Annotated in this window: 16 protein-coding genes and 1 tRNA gene; 7 read left to right on the forward strand and 10 right to left on the reverse strand. The window is 56.9% G+C overall.

Annotation, left to right across the window (positions count from 1 at the left end; translation table 11 throughout):
* Positions 1-32: 32 nt before the first annotated feature.
* Positions 33-716 (reverse strand): bactofilin family protein, encoded by a 684-nt coding sequence (locus GFR01_RS00335; protein WP_240285208.1) that lies wholly within the window; start codon positions 714-716, stop codon positions 33-35.
* Between the two features lie 295 nt (positions 717-1,011).
* Here GFR01_RS00335 and GFR01_RS00345 point away from each other — a divergent pair, with 295 nt between their 5' ends.
* The gene (locus GFR01_RS00345) at positions 1,012-1,992 is read left to right on the forward strand and encodes an adenosine kinase (protein ID WP_099180851.1); all 981 of its coding nucleotides are present in this window, start codon (positions 1,012-1,014) and stop codon (positions 1,990-1,992) included.
* Positions 1,993-2,044: 52 nt separating this feature from the next.
* On the opposite strand, the gene GFR01_RS00350 is transcribed toward GFR01_RS00345, so the two are convergent.
* The 5 genes from GFR01_RS00350 to GFR01_RS00370 all read right to left on the reverse strand — a co-directional run bounded on the left by GFR01_RS00350 (position 2,045) and on the right by GFR01_RS00370 (position 7,220).
* Entirely contained in the window at positions 2,045-2,857 is an 813-nt protein-coding gene (locus tag GFR01_RS00350) for a c-type cytochrome (RefSeq protein WP_099180852.1), read from the reverse strand.
* A gap of 100 nt (positions 2,858-2,957) precedes the next feature.
* Complete coding sequence (hpnK, locus tag GFR01_RS00355) at positions 2,958-3,782, reverse strand: hopanoid biosynthesis-associated protein HpnK (protein WP_099180853.1); 825 nt, start codon at positions 3,780-3,782, stop codon at positions 2,958-2,960.
* A gap of 96 nt (positions 3,783-3,878) precedes the next feature.
* Positions 3,879-5,303, reverse strand: coding sequence for a hopanoid biosynthesis associated radical SAM protein HpnJ (gene hpnJ, locus GFR01_RS00360; RefSeq protein ID WP_099180854.1), 1,425 nt, complete (start codon positions 5,301-5,303; stop codon positions 3,879-3,881).
* Positions 5,300-6,514, reverse strand: coding sequence for a bacteriohopanetetrol glucosamine biosynthesis glycosyltransferase HpnI (gene hpnI, locus GFR01_RS00365; RefSeq protein ID WP_099180855.1), 1,215 nt, complete (start codon positions 6,512-6,514; stop codon positions 5,300-5,302). Before hpnI ends, hpnJ begins: the two co-directional genes overlap by 4 nt.
* Before the next feature lie 58 nt (positions 6,515-6,572).
* The gene (locus GFR01_RS00370; protein WP_244902087.1) at positions 6,573-7,220 is read right to left on the reverse strand and encodes an ABC transporter substrate-binding protein; all 648 of its coding nucleotides are present in this window, start codon (positions 7,218-7,220) and stop codon (positions 6,573-6,575) included.
* 309 nt (positions 7,221-7,529) lie between these two features.
* Between GFR01_RS00370 and hpnH the strand changes: the two genes are divergently transcribed.
* Together hpnH and GFR01_RS00380 are read left to right on the forward strand one after the other, a co-directional pair.
* Positions 7,530-8,726: an adenosyl-hopene transferase HpnH gene (hpnH, locus tag GFR01_RS00375; RefSeq protein ID WP_099180857.1), complete on the forward strand. Its 1,197-nt coding sequence runs from the start codon at positions 7,530-7,532 to the stop codon at positions 8,724-8,726.
* 142 nt (positions 8,727-8,868) lie between these two features.
* Entirely contained in the window at positions 8,869-10,161 is a 1,293-nt protein-coding gene (locus GFR01_RS00380) for a hemolysin family protein (RefSeq protein WP_099180858.1), read from the forward strand.
* A gap of 9 nt (positions 10,162-10,170) precedes the next feature.
* Here GFR01_RS00380 and GFR01_RS00385 read toward each other — a convergent pair whose 3' ends face one another.
* Genes GFR01_RS00385 through GFR01_RS00395 form a run of 3 tightly spaced genes read right to left on the reverse strand, consistent with a single transcriptional unit; the run spans position 10,171 to position 12,001 of the window.
* Positions 10,171-10,575 (reverse strand): flagellar protein FlgN, encoded by a 405-nt coding sequence (locus tag GFR01_RS00385; RefSeq protein ID WP_099180859.1) that lies wholly within the window; start codon positions 10,573-10,575, stop codon positions 10,171-10,173.
* Positions 10,572-10,871, reverse strand: coding sequence for a rod-binding protein (locus GFR01_RS00390; RefSeq protein ID WP_063904509.1), 300 nt, complete (start codon positions 10,869-10,871; stop codon positions 10,572-10,574). Before GFR01_RS00390 ends, GFR01_RS00385 begins: the two co-directional genes overlap by 4 nt.
* A complete protein-coding gene (locus tag GFR01_RS00395) occupies positions 10,871-12,001 on the reverse strand; it encodes a flagellar basal body P-ring protein FlgI (protein WP_063904508.1) in 1,131 nt (376 codons plus the stop codon). Before GFR01_RS00395 ends, GFR01_RS00390 begins: the two co-directional genes overlap by 1 nt.
* A gap of 230 nt (positions 12,002-12,231) precedes the next feature.
* On the opposite strand from GFR01_RS00395, the gene dksA reads away from it, so the two are divergent.
* A complete protein-coding gene (gene dksA / locus GFR01_RS00400) occupies positions 12,232-12,645 on the forward strand; it encodes an RNA polymerase-binding protein DksA (RefSeq protein WP_029495790.1) in 414 nt (137 codons plus the stop codon).
* A gap of 54 nt (positions 12,646-12,699) precedes the next feature.
* A tRNA-Thr gene (locus tag GFR01_RS00405) sits at positions 12,700-12,774 on the forward strand.
* Positions 12,775-12,846: 72 nt separating this feature from the next.
* Here GFR01_RS00405 and GFR01_RS00410 read toward each other — a convergent pair.
* Positions 12,847-13,500 carry a TetR/AcrR family transcriptional regulator gene (locus GFR01_RS00410; protein WP_063904507.1) on the reverse strand — a complete coding sequence of 218 codons (654 nt, stop codon included), beginning with the start codon at positions 13,498-13,500 and terminating at the stop codon, positions 12,847-12,849.
* A gap of 474 nt (positions 13,501-13,974) precedes the next feature.
* Between GFR01_RS00410 and GFR01_RS00415 the strand changes: the two genes are divergently transcribed.
* Positions 13,975-15,471, forward strand: a complete 1,497-nt coding sequence (locus GFR01_RS00415; protein ID WP_174694633.1) for an aldehyde dehydrogenase family protein — start codon at positions 13,975-13,977, stop codon at positions 15,469-15,471.
* Between the two features lies 1 nt (position 15,472).
* Entirely contained in the window at positions 15,473-17,065 is a 1,593-nt protein-coding gene (locus GFR01_RS00420) for a GMC family oxidoreductase (protein WP_099180861.1), read from the forward strand.
* The last annotated feature ends 26 nt before the right edge of the window (positions 17,066-17,091 follow it).

The following is a 17,091-nucleotide window of genomic DNA, read 5'->3' on the forward strand; positions in this document are numbered from 1 at the left end:
TTTTCAGAACCGTCAGATAAAAGCGGAAGGAATTAGCCCTCAGCCTTTTCCTCTGCCACTTCCGGAGTTGTCTTTGCAGGTTCCGCAATTGGCGCACGGGGCGCGACGCCATCCGTGATCATTTCGAGCTGACCGGTGATCTGGCCACCGTCTTCAACCTGCAGGCGACGGCACTTGGCCTTGCCGATCAGACGGCCGCTGCCGCGGATCGTGAGGCTGCCATTAACGGTCAGGGTGCCGTCAATCGTGCCAGCCACTTCCGCATCTTCGACCTCGATCGCACCGCGGAAAACACCGCCCTGTGCAACGACGACTTCAGCCGCCTGGATCATGCTGGACTCGACAGTCCCTTCAACGACCAGACGCTCGGCATCCTGAACCGAACCCTGAACGCTAATGCCGCGGCCAACGACCAGCGTGCGACGTTCCGGACCCGTCTGGCGTGGAGCACCCGGTACGCCTGCTGCACCCGGACGGGGCGCAGTTGCAGGCGTTGCGCCCGGCAGATTGTTCGGGGATGGCGGCGCCGGGAAAGGGGTACGACCCATAGAGGCGGGGTCCTTCTGCTGGTTGGGCTGGGGGCTGGCGGTTCCGGATCCGGACGCAGGAGTGGTCTGGCTGGAAGCATCCGGCCGGCTGGGAAAGATGGGCTGCCCGGCTAGCTGACTGGTCTCGGCAGGCTTTGCGTCTTCTTCCGGTTTGCGTCTTCTGAACAAGGAAACCCCGCTACGGATCTGGAAAGAACAATGACTCTGTCTCGGTCGCCCGCTGGCAGCCCTGCAAATGCAGATGCGGTCAGGTGCGGCCTCTGACAAGGCTTACACGGTCACGCCCCGGACGGACAACCCGCGCTTTCGGCTAAATGTCATAATCTGACACGTACGCAACGGCAGGGAGAGTCTGTCCGGGGTGTTGGCGTGTTCCCAGAGGGCACCTATGATCGTGTTGATTTAATGGCGCAGATGGCGTCTTGAACGATTTTCTGCCTTTTTTATGAACTCTGGAGCTTTAATGTCCGCCCCCAAGCATGATCTCCTCTGCATTGGCAACGCGATTGTCGATGTTCTTGCCTCCGTTGACCCCTCTGTCATTGCTGATCTTGGCGCCGCTCCGGGCAGTATGACCCTGATTGACGCGGCAACGGCGCAGGACATTGAAAACCGTATTGCTGTTGAGCGTGTGGCCGGTGGTGGTTCTGGCGCGAATACCGCCGTGGTTGCCGCGCGTATGGGCGCAAAGGTGTCCTATCTTGGCAAGGTCGCCGAAGATCAGGCCGGAACGCATTTTGCTCAGGATATCCGCGATCAGGGTCTGACGTTTCCGTCACAGCCACTGGCTGCGTCTGAAGAAATCCCGACCGCCCGTTGCATCGTCCTCGTAACACCCGACGGGCAGCGCACCATGTTCACCTATCTCGGGGCCTGTACGGAATTCACGCCGGCAGACGTTCATGAAGACACGGTCACGGATGCCGCCATCACGTACATGGAAGGCTATCTGTACGACAAGCCACACGCTCAGGCTGCTTTCGAACATGCTGCCACGCTGGCCCGCAAAGCTGGCCGTCAGGTTGCTCTGACGCTGTCAGACACGTTCTGCGTCGGCCGTCACCATGCAGCGTTCCGTGGTCTTGTTGCGGGGCACGTCGATATTCTTTTTGCCAACGAAGCCGAGCTTCTGGCGCTGTATGAAACGGCGGATTTCGAAGAGGCCCTGCGTCAGGTTGCTGCAGAAACGCAGCTCGCTGTCGTCACGCGGAGTGAAAAAGGCGCTGTCGTCATCAGCAAGGGCGAGCGTCACGATGTTCCGACCACGCCGGTCAAGGTCGTTGATACGACAGGCGCGGGCGATGCCTTCGCGGCGGGCTTCCTGGCAGGCCTCAGCAAGCAGCATGATCTTGTGACGTGTGCGAAGCTCGGCAATCAGGCTGCCGGCGCCATTATCACCCGCTTCGGTGCGCGCCCTCAGGAAGATTTTTCTCTTCGCGCCTGATGCAATACATGATCCGGGGACGTGTTTCCCGGATCACCCTCTCGCAGAGGTCTCAGAGATGTTTCTGGGCTAAACCAGACTGGCCAACTTCCTGAAGATAGGCCCAGAGAGCGTCGAGCTCGGTTTCCGAAATTGCGCTCTCCGGGAAGGCTTCCATATGTTCGCTCGGCCATTTCCGAACCTGTTTTGGGTTGCGGACAATGGCCCGTAGTCCCTTGGGCGTAATATATTCCGTAACAGGGATCGGGCGGCCAAGGTCCGGCCCCATCGTGCCTTCGCCGACGCCCATCAACTGATGGCAGGGAAGGCAGTTTTCCGCGAACACAACCTGCCCCTGTGCCGCGGCGGAACTGGTTCCGACAGGCAGTTCATTGCTGGATGATGGGGAAATGGCCGCAAGCTGGTCAACCCATTGTTCCTGCTTGATGATGCCGACGTCTTCTCCCGTCCAGACCAGCGCAAAAGGTCCTAGATCGTGTCCGTGTGGGTGGCGCTTTGGCCATTCCTTGTCCTCGATTGCGATCCATGCCGTAACATGATGCTTGCGGGCCTGTTCGAAGACGCTGCGGGGGATTTCCGCCGTAAAGAGATCTGTGGCCTGAAAAGCCAGTGCGTCATCCTGATGGATCAGGGCTGAAAGCGGGATCGCGGGGACGTCTGGTCCAAGCGGCTGCTTGATGTGGGAAAGATCGAGCCTCTGGGTCTCTGGTCGGTGCAAAAGTTCTTCGACGCTGAACTTGTGAACGGTATCGCCATCCTTGACGCTGAGAACCGAGGTTGGATCAGCCCATGCGGGGGAAGTCATCAAACCTGCGAGAACAAGCAGTCGCCCGAAAAGGTGTCGTCCGTTCATTTTAACCTTCACGCGTCAAAATCTCCCGCCGGTTCAGAGGTTTATCTCTCTGCTATCATAATGATACCGCAACATGACACGTAAACAGCAAAAAAGAGGGCAGTGCGACGCCTTAAAGGTCCGACCAGCCGATCTGGCGGACGCTCTCCCGTGTGAAAGCATCCCGAACCCCGGAATCAAGAAGTGCTGCCAGTTCTCCCTCCTGATCGTAGGTGGGCATAAAGCGGTGCATCATGGCGTTTTGGGCTGTGGCGGGATGAAAATAGATCTCGCTAACCCCATCCGGCAGTTTCGGGATCAGGGAACGGATACGATCAGGAGTCATATGGCCGGACCACCGCAGCCCGAAGCACCAGTCATTGGTTTTGAGACCTGCTTTGTGAATCTGGTGGCGAAGAACCCCAATCCAGCGACGCAGGGCACGATCCCCGAAGCTGTCTTTGGCATCTACTGGCTCCGGCGGCTCAAAAGGGGAGCGAACGGCTCTGAGGCCGTGACTGAGGCCTGACTCGATCAGGAAGCGTCCTACAGTGGGGTGTAGATGCATATGCTTGTGTGCGTTGGCATGATCCAGCGGAAGGCCTGTCCGGGCAAAGACGCGGTACTGCGCTTCGATTTCACGGCGGATGGCGCTTCGGGCATGGGGACTGAAGAAATATTCAACACCTAGTCGAAGCTGATCGCGACCAAACCAGCCCTGTTCATCCGTGATGGCCGGAAGGTCGAGCACGGATTTCCCTTCGATCGCGACAACATGCAGCCCCACCCGCAGATCGGGCATGGATTTAGCCCGACGGATTGCATCCGACGCCGCATCGCCGGCCACCATCAAACTTGCCGTTGAAAGAACACCCTTGCGATGGGCGGCCTCGATAGCTTCGTTGACTTCCAGGCTCATGCCGAAATCATCGGCGGAAACAATGGCGCGACGGGTCATGATGACGTTCCGGAACAGGGGGCGGGGATCATGAAAAAAGGGGCATGGCCGTCAAGCCATGCCCCTTTTGAGAAAACGAGGCCGTCACGGACGGTCTCAGGCCGCGTGACGGTCCTTGAGGAACTGGAAGAATTCCACGCCCTCGCGCAGACGGCGCTTCATCATCTGCGGGCTGCGGATCATCTCGTTCAGAATGGAAGCGATCTTGGAGCCGCGGAAATAGAACTTCCGGTAGAACTCTTCAACGCTCTCGAAGATTTCCGTGTGCGACAGGTGCGGGTAATGCAGGGGAGCGATCTGCACACCGTTCTCGTCAATCAGCTCGGCTGCATCGACGTTCAGCCAGCCATTCTCGGTTGCCTGCTTGTGCAGCGCGGTGCCGGGATACGGAGCAGCCAGCGAAACCTGCAACGTGTGCGGGTTGATTTCCTTGGCGAAGGCGATGGTCTCCTGAATGGTTTCCTTCGTCTCGCCCGGCAGGCCAACGATGAATGTGCCGTGGATCTTGATGCCCAGCTTGTGGCAGTTCTTCGTGAATTCCTTGGCGACTTCGACGCGCATGCCCTTCTTGATGTTGTGAAGGATCTGCTGATTGCCACTCTCATAGCCCACGAGAAGCAGACGCAGGCCGTTTTCCTTCATGACCTTCAGGGTCTCGTAAGGAACGTTCGCCTTGGCATTGCAGGACCAGGTGACGCCTAGCTTGCCCATCTCGCGGGCAATGGCTTCTGCGCGCGGCAGATCGTCCGTGAAGGTATCATCATCGAACATGAATTCCTGCACGTCCGGGAAGTACTGCTTGGCGAGACGGATCTCGGCAGCGACATGCTCCGGGCTGCGCGTGCGGTAGCGATGGCCGCCAACCGTCTGTGGCCACAGGCAGAACGTGCAGCGGGATTTGCAGCCACGGCCCGTGTAGATGGAAATGTACGGGTGCTTCAGGTAGCCGATGAAGTAGTCGTTGATGTTCAGGTCACGCTTGTAGACTTCCGTCACGAACGGAAGGCTGTCCATGTCCTCGATCATCGCGCGGTCCTTGTTCGCGATGATCTCACCTTCGGCGTTGCGCCAGGTGATGCCGTCCACTTCCGCGAGCGGCTTGCCTTCAGCAATTTCCTTGATCGTGAAGTCGAACTCGTTACGGGCCACGAAGTCGATCGGGCCACCTTGCTTCATGCTCTCTTCCGGCTGCACAGCAACCTTGGCGCCGACCATGCCGATCATGATCTTGGGGTTGGCATCCTTGATCATCTGCGCCACGCGGACGTCAGATGCGAAGGACGGCGTGGACGTGTGCATGACCACGAGGTCACGATTCTTTACGTCCTCAAGGATCGGGTCCATGCCCATCTTTGCCGGAGGGGCGTCAATCAGGCGGGAGCCGGGCACCAGAGCTGCCGGCTGGGCCAGCCAGGTCGGAAACCAGAAAGACTTGATTTCACGCTTGGCCTGATAACGGGAGCCAGCACCACCATCGAAGCCGTCGAAGGAAGGAGGCTGGAGAAAAAGGGTTCTCATCATGATCGGACACTCCTGTGGGTGGTGGCGCCAGACTGGAACGCTGCGGCGCGCGCCGAAGATTTACGTTTTCTTCGGGCGATATGGACCGTTCTGCCGCGCCATGCAACGCGTGACCCTCTTGCACTGCCAACCATGATGGCTGCGGAGAGCCAGTCACGGAGCACCAGAAGAGGAATTGCGGCGGGTAAAGGACACTCCGTCGCGCGGTCGATAATACGGCTGCCAAGGGCACGAATAGCCCATGTCAGTCCAAGCAGTAGCCAGGTCCACCATGTGTTGGGACGAAAGAGTACGGCTGTGACGGCCCAGAACAGCGGAAGCTGAATGGAAGACAGGCCGTAGCCGACGGGTTCAACATTTTTGACGGTCCTGCCCCAGCGCAACTCGTGGGAGAGCAGTTCGCTGAGGGTGTGTTCGCCAACAGTTGTATGGGTGAGGGACGGAGCAATGGCGATGCCCTGCCCGCGCTGACGGACAAGCTGACCAAGTTCGGCATCGTCTGCAACGTGATCAACCAGAGCTTCAAGGCCGCCAATTTCTGTCAGGGTCTCGCGTGTCAGGGCCATGGTGGCGCCAAGGCAGTCCTGACGGCCCAACAGGCGTGACATCATTACGCCTGGCAGAAAATTGTGATTGATCTGGCAGGCGCCGAGTTGCTGAACCAGCGTTCCTCCTGCCGTGCGCCCTGCATAAAGAGTTGTCACAAGGCCGGTTCCCGGCGTTTCGAGGCTGGTGACGACGTGCTTCAGATAAGTCGGAGCGCAATGAATGTCAGAGTCGGAGATGACCAGAACATCATGCTGCACCTCATCGTACATATTGATGAGATTGCTGATTTTCCGGTTCGGTCCATGTTCCGCAGCGTTGATGACGATACTGACGGGAACATTCGGGTACCGCTGACGCAGATTTTTTACGACTGTAAGCGCCGTGTCAGTCTCGTCCTGAACACCGAAGACAATCTGGAAATCTGGGTAATCCTGCGTGAAGACGCTTTCCAGCGCCTCTTTCAGCAGAGGTTCGTTGCCATGCAGGGGCTTGAGGACCGTGACTGAGGGCCATTGCCTGTCAGACAGGCGGACAGCCCCGTCCTCCCGGCGTTCCCGCTTACGGAAACGCGCGAGGAGCATCGCGCCTGTCAAGGCCTGGATGTTGCCAGCTATTGAAACAAGACTGCAGAAGCCGGCTGCAATGGAAAGAGGAGATGGCACGGCGGTCTTTTATCTCCCCTTCACGTCAGGAAGGAAGAGTGTTCCTGCCGTACAAGGCTCAATCATGCAGGAACTGTGTCGTTTTCCGGTCGAGCAGATCCGCAAGACCGCTTGCACCGCCCTTGGAGAGTGCACCGCCGAAATCTGCGCGCTGAGCCGCAACCTGGCTGATATGCGCATCAAGCAGAATGTCCGTGACGCGCCAGCCGGAGGCACCGCTTGTCATGATGTAATCAATGGGCGTGCCGTTATCTGCGCTGGCGCCAATCGTCGTATCTACGATCTGGCCGCCCGTGGGATTGGAGCGTGTCTGTGGCTTGATGACGAAAACAGCGTTGGCGCCTGGTTTGAAGGATGACGCATATCGCGCAATTGTGAACTGACGGAAAGAACCGAGCAGGCGGGTGCGGTCATCCGGGCTCAGGCTGTTGTAGCGAACACCCACTGAGCGGCGCAGGATCGCTTCAAGATCAAAGGCCCGGTCGATGGCCGGAGCGATCATTCCTGCACGCTGCTGGGCTGTCTTCCCCGTCGTCTGGGCGGATTTCAGCGCGTCATAAAGACCCTGGATTGGAGCAATGGAAGAAGCGGAGTTCTGGGCTTCTGCCGCGGCAGTCTGAGCGTGTGCTGCTGTCACAGGGGTTCCTGCAAGAAGGCAGGCCGAGAGAAGTGACAGAGTCGCTGTCTGAGCAAATCGGGAATTCATGGTCATGCTTTCGTCCTCTGAGACGTTTTGTGCAAGAGGTCATGCTCCTGCTGCACGGTAACAACAGCCAGATGCATAAATCGTTCTGTGGTCGAATGGCCACATCACTACATACAATTGCAACCAATGACATTGAGGCCCACATGGCAATGAGGCTATAGCCAGTCAATCAAGAGTCCGACGCGCCCTTCCGGTGCCGGTTACCCCAGACCGACATTGCCAAGGCCGCACGGGCCTCATTCAGATGTGTAAGGCCCCCGGCGCGCTGTCATGGCGCATTATTCCGGAGGCCAGAACCAGAGGATTATAATGGCCGTTCCTTTGATGCAGGCTGTCCGAGTCGGACGGTACGTTGTCAAGCAGCACCTCACGGGCCGCAAGCGATATCCGCTGGTCCTGATGCTCGAACCGCTGTTCCGCTGCAACCTTGCGTGCGCCGGCTGCGGTAAGATCGACTACCCGGCACAGATCCTGAACCAGCGCATGAGCCTCCAGGAATGCCTGGATGCCGATACGGAAGCAGGCGCTCCAGTCATTGCCGTTGCGGGTGGTGAACCCCTTCTGCACAAGGAAATGCCGCAGATCATCAAAGGTCTGATTGCGCGGAAGAAGTACGTCTATCTCTGCACAAACGGTCTTCTCCTTGAGAAGAAGCTTGATGATTACGAGCCCTCCCACTTCTTCTCCTGGGACGTGCATCTGGACGGCGACAAGCTGATGCATGACTCGTCCGTCTGTCAGGATGGCGTGTTCGAGAAGGCAACGGCAGCAATCCGGGCCGCCAAGGCTCGTGGCTTCCGCGTTTCCATCAACTGCACAGTCTTTGACGGCGCAGTTCCTGAGCGTCTGGCTGCGTTCTTTGATGAAGTCATGGCGCTGGGCGTGGATGGCATCATGACGGCTCCGGGTTATGCCTACGAGCGCGCTCCGGATCAGGCTCACTTCCTGAACCGTCAGAAAACAAAGCAGCTTTTCCGTGACGTCTTCCGTCTGGGTAAGGGCAAGAAGTGGCGCTTTACGCAGTCGCCGCTGTTCCTGAACTTCCTGGCCGGTAACGAGAACTATCACTGCACGCCTTGGGGTAAGCCCCTCCGTACGGTGTTTGGCTGGCAGCGCCCCTGCTATTTGCTGGGTGAAGGCTATGCCAAGACCTTCAAGGAGCTGATGGACGATACCGAGTGGGAGAAGTATGGCACTGGCGCATATGAGAAATGCGCTGACTGCATGGTTCACTCGGGTTACGAATCCACTGCCGTGATGGATGCCGTTCGTCGTCCTTGGCACATCGCCAAGGTCGCCTTGTTCGGCCCGGAAACTGAAAAGCCGATGGTCCCGGAAATCTCGCTCGCCAATCAGCGCCCAGCCGAATACGGCTATGAGGCTCAGGTGGCTCAGCAGATGGAAAAGATCTCGACAGGTGGAAAGCCTGCCCGTGGGCCTCGTGTACGCGTCAACGGTCGTGCAGCAGCCAATTCTGTTCCAGCAGCTGCGGATGCAGCTGACTAAATCAGCGCTTTCTGATTGAGACAGACAGAAAAACCGGTCTTCAGGGCCGGTTTTTTTGTATCCTGCCCTCTGGCTGCGTGAATATCATGGTGTCCGGGGTCAGTCCTGACTATCATCAGGCTCTCATTACTCTGGCCGGATCATGTTGACCCCCATTTTTGTTATTTGCCTGCTTATTCTCCTGAACGCTGTTTTTGCCATGGGAGAGCTGGCTCTTATTTCAGCCAAGCGCCCTCGGCTGGAAGTTCTTGTCAAACAGGGCGTGCGCGGCGCGCCAGCAGCCTTACGTCTTGCGGATGATCCGCACGCCTTTCTTCCCACTGTTCAGATCGGCATGACGCTGGTCTCGATTCTGGAAGGAACATTTGGCGGTAGCCAGATCGAAGCCAATATCCGGGAATGGATTGCAACCGTCCCGGCCCTTCACCCTTTTGCGGGTGAACTGTCGATCGTGCTGGTTGTGGCGACTATTACGTTTACCATGCTGGTCTTTGGCGAGCTCGTCCCCAAGCAGATTGCTCTGCAGCAGCCGGAACTGATTGCCTCACGCCTCTCCTGGCTGCTGGTTGTGGTGGCTCGGGTGGCTCAGCCGGTTGTCTGGTTGCTGAGCGGCACCTCCTCGCTGGTTTTGCGTCTCCTGCGCGTTGGCCCTCTGACCCGCGCTGCCGTGACAGAAGAAGAACTGCGTGCCGTTCTGGCGGAAGGTGCCCGCGCTGGTGTGCTGGAAACAGACGAGCAGGCCATGATCGAACGCCTGCTCAGGCTGGCCGACCGTCCCGTGCGCGCTATCATGACGCCTCGTAACGAACTGTTCTGGGTTGATCGCCATGCCGATCAGGAAACACTGGTGCGCAAGCTCAGGCAGTCATCCTATGCCCGAATTGTGGTGTGCGAAGGGGATGTCGATCATCCTGTGGGCGTTATTCTCGCAAAAGACATCATGGATCGCCTGCTACTGGGTATGCCGGTGTCCATCGAAGCAGCATTGCGTGACCCCCCGGTCATTCCAGACAGCCTGAGTGCCCAGGACATGATCGAACGGATGCGGGGCGTGAACCTCGGCATTACGTTCGTATTGGATGAATACGGGTCTTTCGAAGGAATCGTCACGCCGTCAGATGTGTTCGAAGCCATCGTCGGTGAAGAAAAGACGGAATCCAGTTCTTCTGAGCTTCAAGCCGCTGAGGGCAGCGATGAATATGTGTTTGACGGCTTCATGCCCGCTGATGAGCTGCGATCGCGGCTGGATCTTCCGGAACTTCCGGGAGGGGGCAGCTACCATACACTTGGTGGCGTCATCCTGGCGTTGCTGAGGCGAGTTCCAGCCAAGGGCGACAAGGTGGCCTTCGAAGGGTGGCTGTTTGAAGTCATGGACATGGAACGGCGCCGTGTCGCGAAGGTCAAGGTCAGCCGTCAGGTCCTTGCTGAAGACTGACCCTCCTGCTCAAGCGCGGCTGACAAAAAGCGCCTGCCGCTTGCTGGTGCCCTCTGCATAGTGGCCTAGGCTGCCGTAACTTTGCGGCGCTTCGGATGGCAATGGGTCTGTCAGCAACTCGATGAGTCGCTTCTGTGTCTTGATGGCACGCTGTAGCAACTCACCATTCTGTTTGCTGAGGCCCAGCATCGTTTCCAGAAGAGTGCGATGTTCGGGAGAAATGGACGTATCTGCAAAAACGCACATATCCTGAATGGAAGCCGCCTCAATAGCTTTTTCCAACTCCAACGCCGCAGTCTGCTTGTCTGATGTCAGCGACAATGCTTCAGGAATGCGGCCTAGGGACAAGGCAGCGTTTTCCGTTTTTAGAATGGCGACAAGTTTTTCCATGGCATGAATGATGAGAAGCGTCATTTCTGCTCCTGCATGGCCAACATTTGCCGATCAATGGCATCTGTCAGGCCAATGCCACCGTTGTTCTCCATCTGCTTGGCAATCTGCTCTACCATCATGGGACGGAACTGTTTTTCGCCAGCTCCCCCACTGAACATGTTCTGACTGTCATCATCGTTCTGAAACATGGGCTGGAGCATCTGATTGATGGTCATGGATTCGAAATCCTGAGCCGCTTTCATGGTTTTTGCGGCATCGGGCGCTGTGTTGTGCAACGCGTAGCCTTGTGCGGAAGTCGTGACAGATGAAACGGTCATCAACGCATCTCCAGTTCTGCCTGCAGGGCACCATCAGCCTTGATGGCCTGCAGGATGCTGATCATGTCACGCGGTCCTACTCCCAGGGCATTCAGGCCTGAGACCAGCTCCCGTAGTGTTGTTCCTCCGGACATGACAGCCAAATGATTGTTTTTACCGGTATCAACCTTCACGTTCGTGCGTGGGACTACAGCCGTCTGGCCATTGGAGAATGGTCCGGGTTGTGAAACCTGAGGCGTTTCTGTGATCTGTACAGTCAGATTTCCCTGAGCCACGGCGACGGTACTGATGCGCACGTCCGCTCCCATGATGATGGTTCCACTGGCTTCGTCCACAATGACCTTCGCGGGATTGTCCGGCGTCACCAACAGGTCTCCGATACGCGAAAGCGTGGGTACCGGGTCATGCGTGCTGAGATCCAACAGGACGGTCCGCGGATCTTGGACAACTGCAATGGGCCCCAGTGTGCGATTGATTACGGCAGCCATTCTGCTTGCAGTCGTCAGGTCAGGATTGCGCAGACTGAGATGAAGGTTGTGTCGATGGCTCAGATCGAACGGCACTTCGCGTTCCACAACGGCACCATTGGCAATATGGCCACTCGTCGGGACATTGCGGGTGATGGAGGCCGCTGCGCCACGGGTACTGAAGGCATTGGTTGCCAAACTGCCTTGGGCCACCGCGTAAACCTCTCCGTCTGCAGCCATGAGCGGGGTGACAAGAAGAGTGCCCCCCGTCAGGGACGAGGAGTCACCCGCTGCGGACACGGTGACGTCAATCCGGTTTCCGCCATGCGCAAAAGCAGGCAGATCGGCTGTCACCATCACGGCTGCCACGTCATGAGTCTGGAGTTGGGTTTCCTGATCGCGAATGTTCACACCCAGACGGTTGAGCATCGAAATCAGAGTCTCTCGCGTGAAAATCGAGTTTGTCAGCCTGTCTCCAGTACCGTTAAGGCCGACAACCAGCCCGTATCCAATCAACTGATTGGTTCGTACGCCTTCCATGTCCGTGATGTCCTTGATGCGGACCGTTGCGGCCAGCGTCAGGGTGGGGACGAACAGGATCAAAACGCAGAAAAGCGCAGTCAGGCGCCAAAGATGAGGGAAACGAAGCGATAGGACAGACATGAAAATTCAGTGAAATCCTGACGGGTGGGGCTGTAACAAAGACCCTTCGCCGCTCAGGATGACGCGCTATCGTAAAGAAACACCTAACACAGGCGCTGAATTCTGCCCTTGGCGCAGAAATCGAAAAGGATGTTCGGGGTTGGCGAAACGGCTTGTGATGGCTATAAGCCGCGCGTTATCGCCCGCGGCTATCGATCGGACGTTGGCGGACTAGCAGGGATTGGATGCGCATGATTACGCTGCCGCCGGATTATACCCCTTCCGACGAAGAAGAATTCATGAACCCCCTCCAGGTGGAGTACTTCAGGCAGAAGCTTCTGCGCTGGCGTGCTGACCTGCTGAAAGAGGCCGACGGCACGCTCGCCAGCCTTTCAGAAGGCGGTATTCATGAATCTGACATTACCGACCGTGCGAGTGTCGAAACGGACCGCGCTTTCGAGCTGAGAACCCGTGACCGAGCCCGTAAGCTAATTGCCAAGATCAATATGGCTCTGCAGCGCGTTGAGGACGGAAGCTACGGTTTCTGCGAAGAAACGGGTGAGCCGATTGGTCTCAAACGTCTGGAAGCACGCCCGATTGCCACGCTTTCCATTGATGCGCAGGAACGCCATGAGCGCATGGAAAAGGTACATCGCGACGATTAAGGGGGTTGCACTTGGCGCGCTGAGAGGATACGAAGCGCGCCAAGGCACCGGTATGCTGCTGTAGCTCAGTGGTAGAGCACTCCCTTGGTAAGGGAGAGGTCGCGAGTTCAATCCTCGCCAGCAGCACCAGCCAAATTTCCAAAATTGATTATTAATCGGTCAAAGTCTTCTGGACCAGCTGGCACAGAAAACTATTTCCTTTCACAAACAGACGATGCGTAAGATCGTGTCGATATTGAAGCGGATCCGCTCAGCTTGAGCGGATTCGGACATAAGATCCCGCTCAAAAATGATCGAACCAGTATACTGGTTGGTGAAGTAGTAATAGCTCACCGCTGCGATGGTGATGTTGAGCTGCACGGGGTCAATCCCGGAGCGAAAAATCCCTTCAGAGACACCACGTTTCAGGATGGTGTCGACCAGCCCGACGAAGCGCCGACTCACGATCTTCACGGGTTCGGAGGTTTTGAGATGTCGAGCCTGAGCCAGGTTTTCGCTGTTTACCAGTGAGATGAATTCCGGATTCTGAATGTAATAGTTCCAGGTAAAGCGAACGAGTCTCTCCAGAGCTTCACGCGGATCCAGACTGTCCAGTTCCAGCTTTTTTTCGGATTCCCGAATATCGAAATAGGCGTTTTCCAGAACTGTCTGGAAGAGTTTTTCTTTGCTTTCAAAGTAGTGATAAATCATGCGCTTGTTGGCATTGGCTTCCAGCGCAATGGCATCGACGCGCGCGCCTTCCAGGCCATTACGTGCAAATTCTTTCTTTGCAGCATCAAGAATACGGCCCTTGGTTGCTTCGGCATCCCGGATCCGGGGGCGGGATGGCTGTGTGTCTGTGGGCTGTGCGCTCAACGGAGTGTCTCGCTTTTGCTGGAACGGGCCGGAAGTTTTCCCGCTTTATGGCGAGAAATGATCAGACGTCAAAACATCACATAAAAAATCACATAGAAAAGCGATTTATATATCACTATAACGTGATTTATGAGATTTTCCGTTGTGCGCTACCAAAGTAACCAATCGGTGCAAAAAGGGGGGTGTTTCCCGTCCAGAAGCGAGAAGGAGAAGCTCGGCGGGCAAGGTTGAAGGAATATTCCAGCGCAGAAGTTTTTCCTGAAACGTTCTGGGTTGAAGGGCTTTCCTTTGGAGAGGACTGTTTCCGGATATCGCCCGTCAATGAAGCGTCCCTTTTTGAAGCCGTTGGTGTGAAGAACGTTCACGAGAATCTTTAGCGTTAAAGATTTTTGATCTGATGACCGTCTTCTCACAGCAGAAACTGAAACGGCGATGTGCCTGCGCAGTCGCCAGAAAGACAGGGAGAAGCCGTCCATGAACAAGATGGCACAGAAACTGGCTCCATCCGGAGTGGCTCGTGACTTTGGATTTTTCATCGATGGTGAGTGGCGCCACGGACGTGAGATGTTCGAGCGCAAGTCTCCCAGTCACGATGTTGTAGTCACGCGGATTGCCCGCTGCACGGAAGCCGATCTGAACGATGCAGTTGCTGCTGCCCGGCGTGCGTTTGAAAACGGCACATGGGCTGGCCTGGCGAGTTCGGAACGTAGTGCGATCCTGCTGAAGGCGGCTGAACTGCTGAAGCAGCGTCGCGACGATATTGCCTTCTGGGAAGTGTTGGAGAACGGCAAGCCAATTTCTCAGGCTAAGGCCGAGATCGACAACTGTATTTCCTGTTTCGAGATGGCTGCCGGTGCCGCGCGCCTTCTGCACGGCGACAGCTTCAATAACCTGGGCGAAAGCCTGTTCGGAATGGTTCTGCGCGAGCCGGTGGGTGTCGTTGGCCTCATCACGCCCTGGAACTTCCCGTTCATGATTCTGTGTGAGCGCGTGCCGTTCATTCTGGCATCGGGCTGCACGGTCGTCGTGAAGCCAGCGGAAGTCACCAGCGCAACCACGTTGATGCTTGCCGATATTCTGACGGAAGCGGGCCTGCCAAAGGGCGTCTATAATGTCGTGACAGGCACCGGAAAGAGTGTCGGTCAGGCTCTGACGCAGCATCCGGATGTGGATATGCTGTCCTTCACTGGTTCCACGGGTGTTGGCCGGTCCTGTATCCATGCGTCCGCAGACAGCAATCTCAAGAAGCTTGGCCTGGAGCTTGGTGGCAAGAACCCGATTGTCGTCTTTGCGGACAGCGATCTGGAAGATGCGGCCGATGCGGTGGCCTTTGGGATCAGCTTCAACACCGGGCAGTGCTGCGTCTCGTCCAGCCGTTTGATCGTTGAAGAGTCTGTGGCCGACAAGTTCGAAAAGCTTGTTGTCGCCAAGATGGAAAAGATCCGCGTGGGTGACCCGTTCGACCCGGAAACGCAGATTGGCGCCATTACGACGGATGCGCAGAATAAAACCATTCTTGATTATATTGAGAAGGGTAAGGCTGAAGGCGCGCGCGTTCTGTGCGGCGGCAACAAGGTCGATCTGGGTCGTGGGCAGTATATTGCGCCAACGCTCTTCACGAATGTGAAACCGGATATGTCCATTGCGACGGACGAAATCTTTGGCCCGGTGCTGTCCGTCTTCCGGTTCAGCAGCCTGGAAGAAGCGATCTCTCTAGCCAATGACACGGTTTACGGTCTGGCGGCGTCTGTCTGGACGAAGGACATCAGCAAAGCCCTGAAAGTGACACGCAAGGTTCAGGCCGGGCGCTTCTGGGTCAACACGATCATGGCTGGCGGCCCCGAAATGCCGCTGGGTGGTTTCAAGCAGTCCGGCTGGGGCCGTGAAGCGGGGATGTACGGAGTGGAGGAATACACCCAGATCAAATCCGTTCACGTCGATCTCGGTAAACGGACGCACTGGATCTCCTGATATGACTGGTTTCGATTACGTTATCGTTGGCGGCGGTTCGGCAGGATGTGTTCTTGCCGCCCGTCTCTCCCGAAACCCGGCGGTGCGCGTCTGCCTGATCGAAGCAGGCAAGCGTGACACCAATCCGCTCATTCACATGCCGGTTGGCTTTGCGAAAATGACGACAGGTCCCCTGACATGGGGGCTTGTCACCACGCCGCAGAAACACGCCAATAACCGCCAAATTCCGTATGTACAGGCGCGCGTTCTTGGGGGGGGATCCTCCATCAACGCAGAAGTCTTTACCCGCGGGCACCCATCTGATTTCGATCGGTGGGAAGAAGAGGGTGCAGATGGCTGGGGATTCAAAAACATCCAGAAGTACTTCATCCGCTCTGAAGGAAATTCCATTCTGGCCGGATCATGGCACGGAACGGATGGTCCACTCGGCGTGTCAAACCTGGATTGCCCGAACCCCGTCAGCCGCGCCTTCGTGCAGAGCTGTCAGGAAATCGGAATTCCGTATAACCCTGACTTTAACGGTCCAGTTCAGCAGGGCGCTGGTATTTATCAGCTCACTGTTCGCAATAACCGCCGCTGCTCCACAGCTGTTGGCTATCTGCGTCCGGCCCTTAAGCGGAAAAACCTGACGGTCATTACTGGTGCGATGGTTCTGAAGATTGTCTTTGAAGGCAAGCGGGCCGTTGGCGTTCAGTACGTGGCTGACAGGCAGGTTCATATCGCGCGTGCGGAGCAGGAAGTGCTGGTCACGTCCGGTGCGATCGGAACGCCGAAGCTGATGATGCTGTCTGGCGTTGGTCCGGCTGCACATCTGAAAGAACATGGTATTCCCGTTGTTCATGATCTGCCGGGTGTGGGGCAGAACCTGCAGGACCACTTTGGTGTCGATATCGTTGCTGAGCTGAAAGGCCATGACAGTTTCGACAAGTACAACCAGTACAAGTGGATGATGTGGGCTGGCCTGCAATATTCGCTGTTCAGAAGTGGTCCGGTGGCCTCGAACGTCGTGGAAGGCGGAGCTTTCTGGTACGGCGATCCGGCGGCAAGCTGTCCTGATCTTCAGTTCCACTTTCTGGCGGGAGCAGGTGCGGAAGCGGGTGTGGCCTCGGTACCGAAAGGTACGTCCGGCATCACGCTCAACAGCTATACGCTCCGTCCAAAAGCGCGTGGGTCTGTCACGCTTCGCTCATCCGATCCGCGGGAAGCGCCGATTGTGGATCCGAACTTCCTTGGACATCCGGATGACCTGCGGACAACGGCAGAAGGCGTTCGCCTGAGCTACGAAATGTTCGGAAGTCATTCGCTACAGAAATACATCAGCAAGGTTTGTCTGCCAGAAGGTGGCGGCCGTACGCTCAAGGCTTATGAGGACTATGCCCGTCAGCAGGGGCGCACATCTTATCATCCGACCTGTACCTGCAAGATGGGCAGAGACGAGATGGCCGTGGTTGACCCACGACTGCATGTGCATGGTCTGGAAGGCATCCGGATCTGTGACAGTTCGGTCATGCCCTCGTTGCTCGGGTCCAACACCAATGCGGCAACGGTCATGATTGGTGAGCGAGCGGCTGATTTCATTCTGGGGAATGCCTGAAGACAATGTTTTTCAGGCGCTTCCTC

This window comes from Gluconobacter frateurii (genome assembly GCF_002723955.1).
Taxonomy (GTDB): domain Bacteria; phylum Pseudomonadota; class Alphaproteobacteria; order Acetobacterales; family Acetobacteraceae; genus Gluconobacter; species Gluconobacter frateurii.

Bases quoted from the DNA above. Each gene is read 5' to 3' on its own strand.
- GFR01_RS00345 (WP_099180851.1), top strand. From the start codon at position 1,012: ATGTCCGCCCCCAAGCATGATCTCCTCTGCATTGGCAACGCGATTGTC.
- hpnK (WP_099180853.1), bottom strand. From the start codon at position 3,782: ATGACCCGTCGCGCCATTGTTTCCGCCGATGATTTCGGCATGAGCCTG.
- hpnJ (WP_099180854.1), bottom strand. From the start codon at position 5,303: ATGATGAGAACCCTTTTTCTCCAGCCTCCTTCCTTCGACGGCTTCGAT.
- GFR01_RS00370 (WP_244902087.1), bottom strand. From the start codon at position 7,220: ATGAATTCCCGATTTGCTCAGACAGCGACTCTGTCACTTCTCTCGGCC.
- hpnH (WP_099180857.1), top strand. From the start codon at position 7,530: ATGGCCGTTCCTTTGATGCAGGCTGTCCGAGTCGGACGGTACGTTGTC.
- GFR01_RS00380 (WP_099180858.1), top strand. From the start codon at position 8,869: ATGTTGACCCCCATTTTTGTTATTTGCCTGCTTATTCTCCTGAACGCT.
- GFR01_RS00385 (WP_099180859.1), bottom strand. From the start codon at position 10,575: ATGACGCTTCTCATCATTCATGCCATGGAAAAACTTGTCGCCATTCTA.
- GFR01_RS00390 (WP_063904509.1), bottom strand. From the start codon at position 10,871: ATGACCGTTTCATCTGTCACGACTTCCGCACAAGGCTACGCGTTGCAC.
- GFR01_RS00395 (WP_063904508.1), bottom strand. From the start codon at position 12,001: ATGTCTGTCCTATCGCTTCGTTTCCCTCATCTTTGGCGCCTGACTGCG.
- dksA (WP_029495790.1), top strand. From the start codon at position 12,232: ATGATTACGCTGCCGCCGGATTATACCCCTTCCGACGAAGAAGAATTC.
- GFR01_RS00415 (WP_174694633.1), top strand. From the start codon at position 13,975: ATGAACAAGATGGCACAGAAACTGGCTCCATCCGGAGTGGCTCGTGAC.
- GFR01_RS00420 (WP_099180861.1), top strand. From the start codon at position 15,473: ATGACTGGTTTCGATTACGTTATCGTTGGCGGCGGTTCGGCAGGATGT.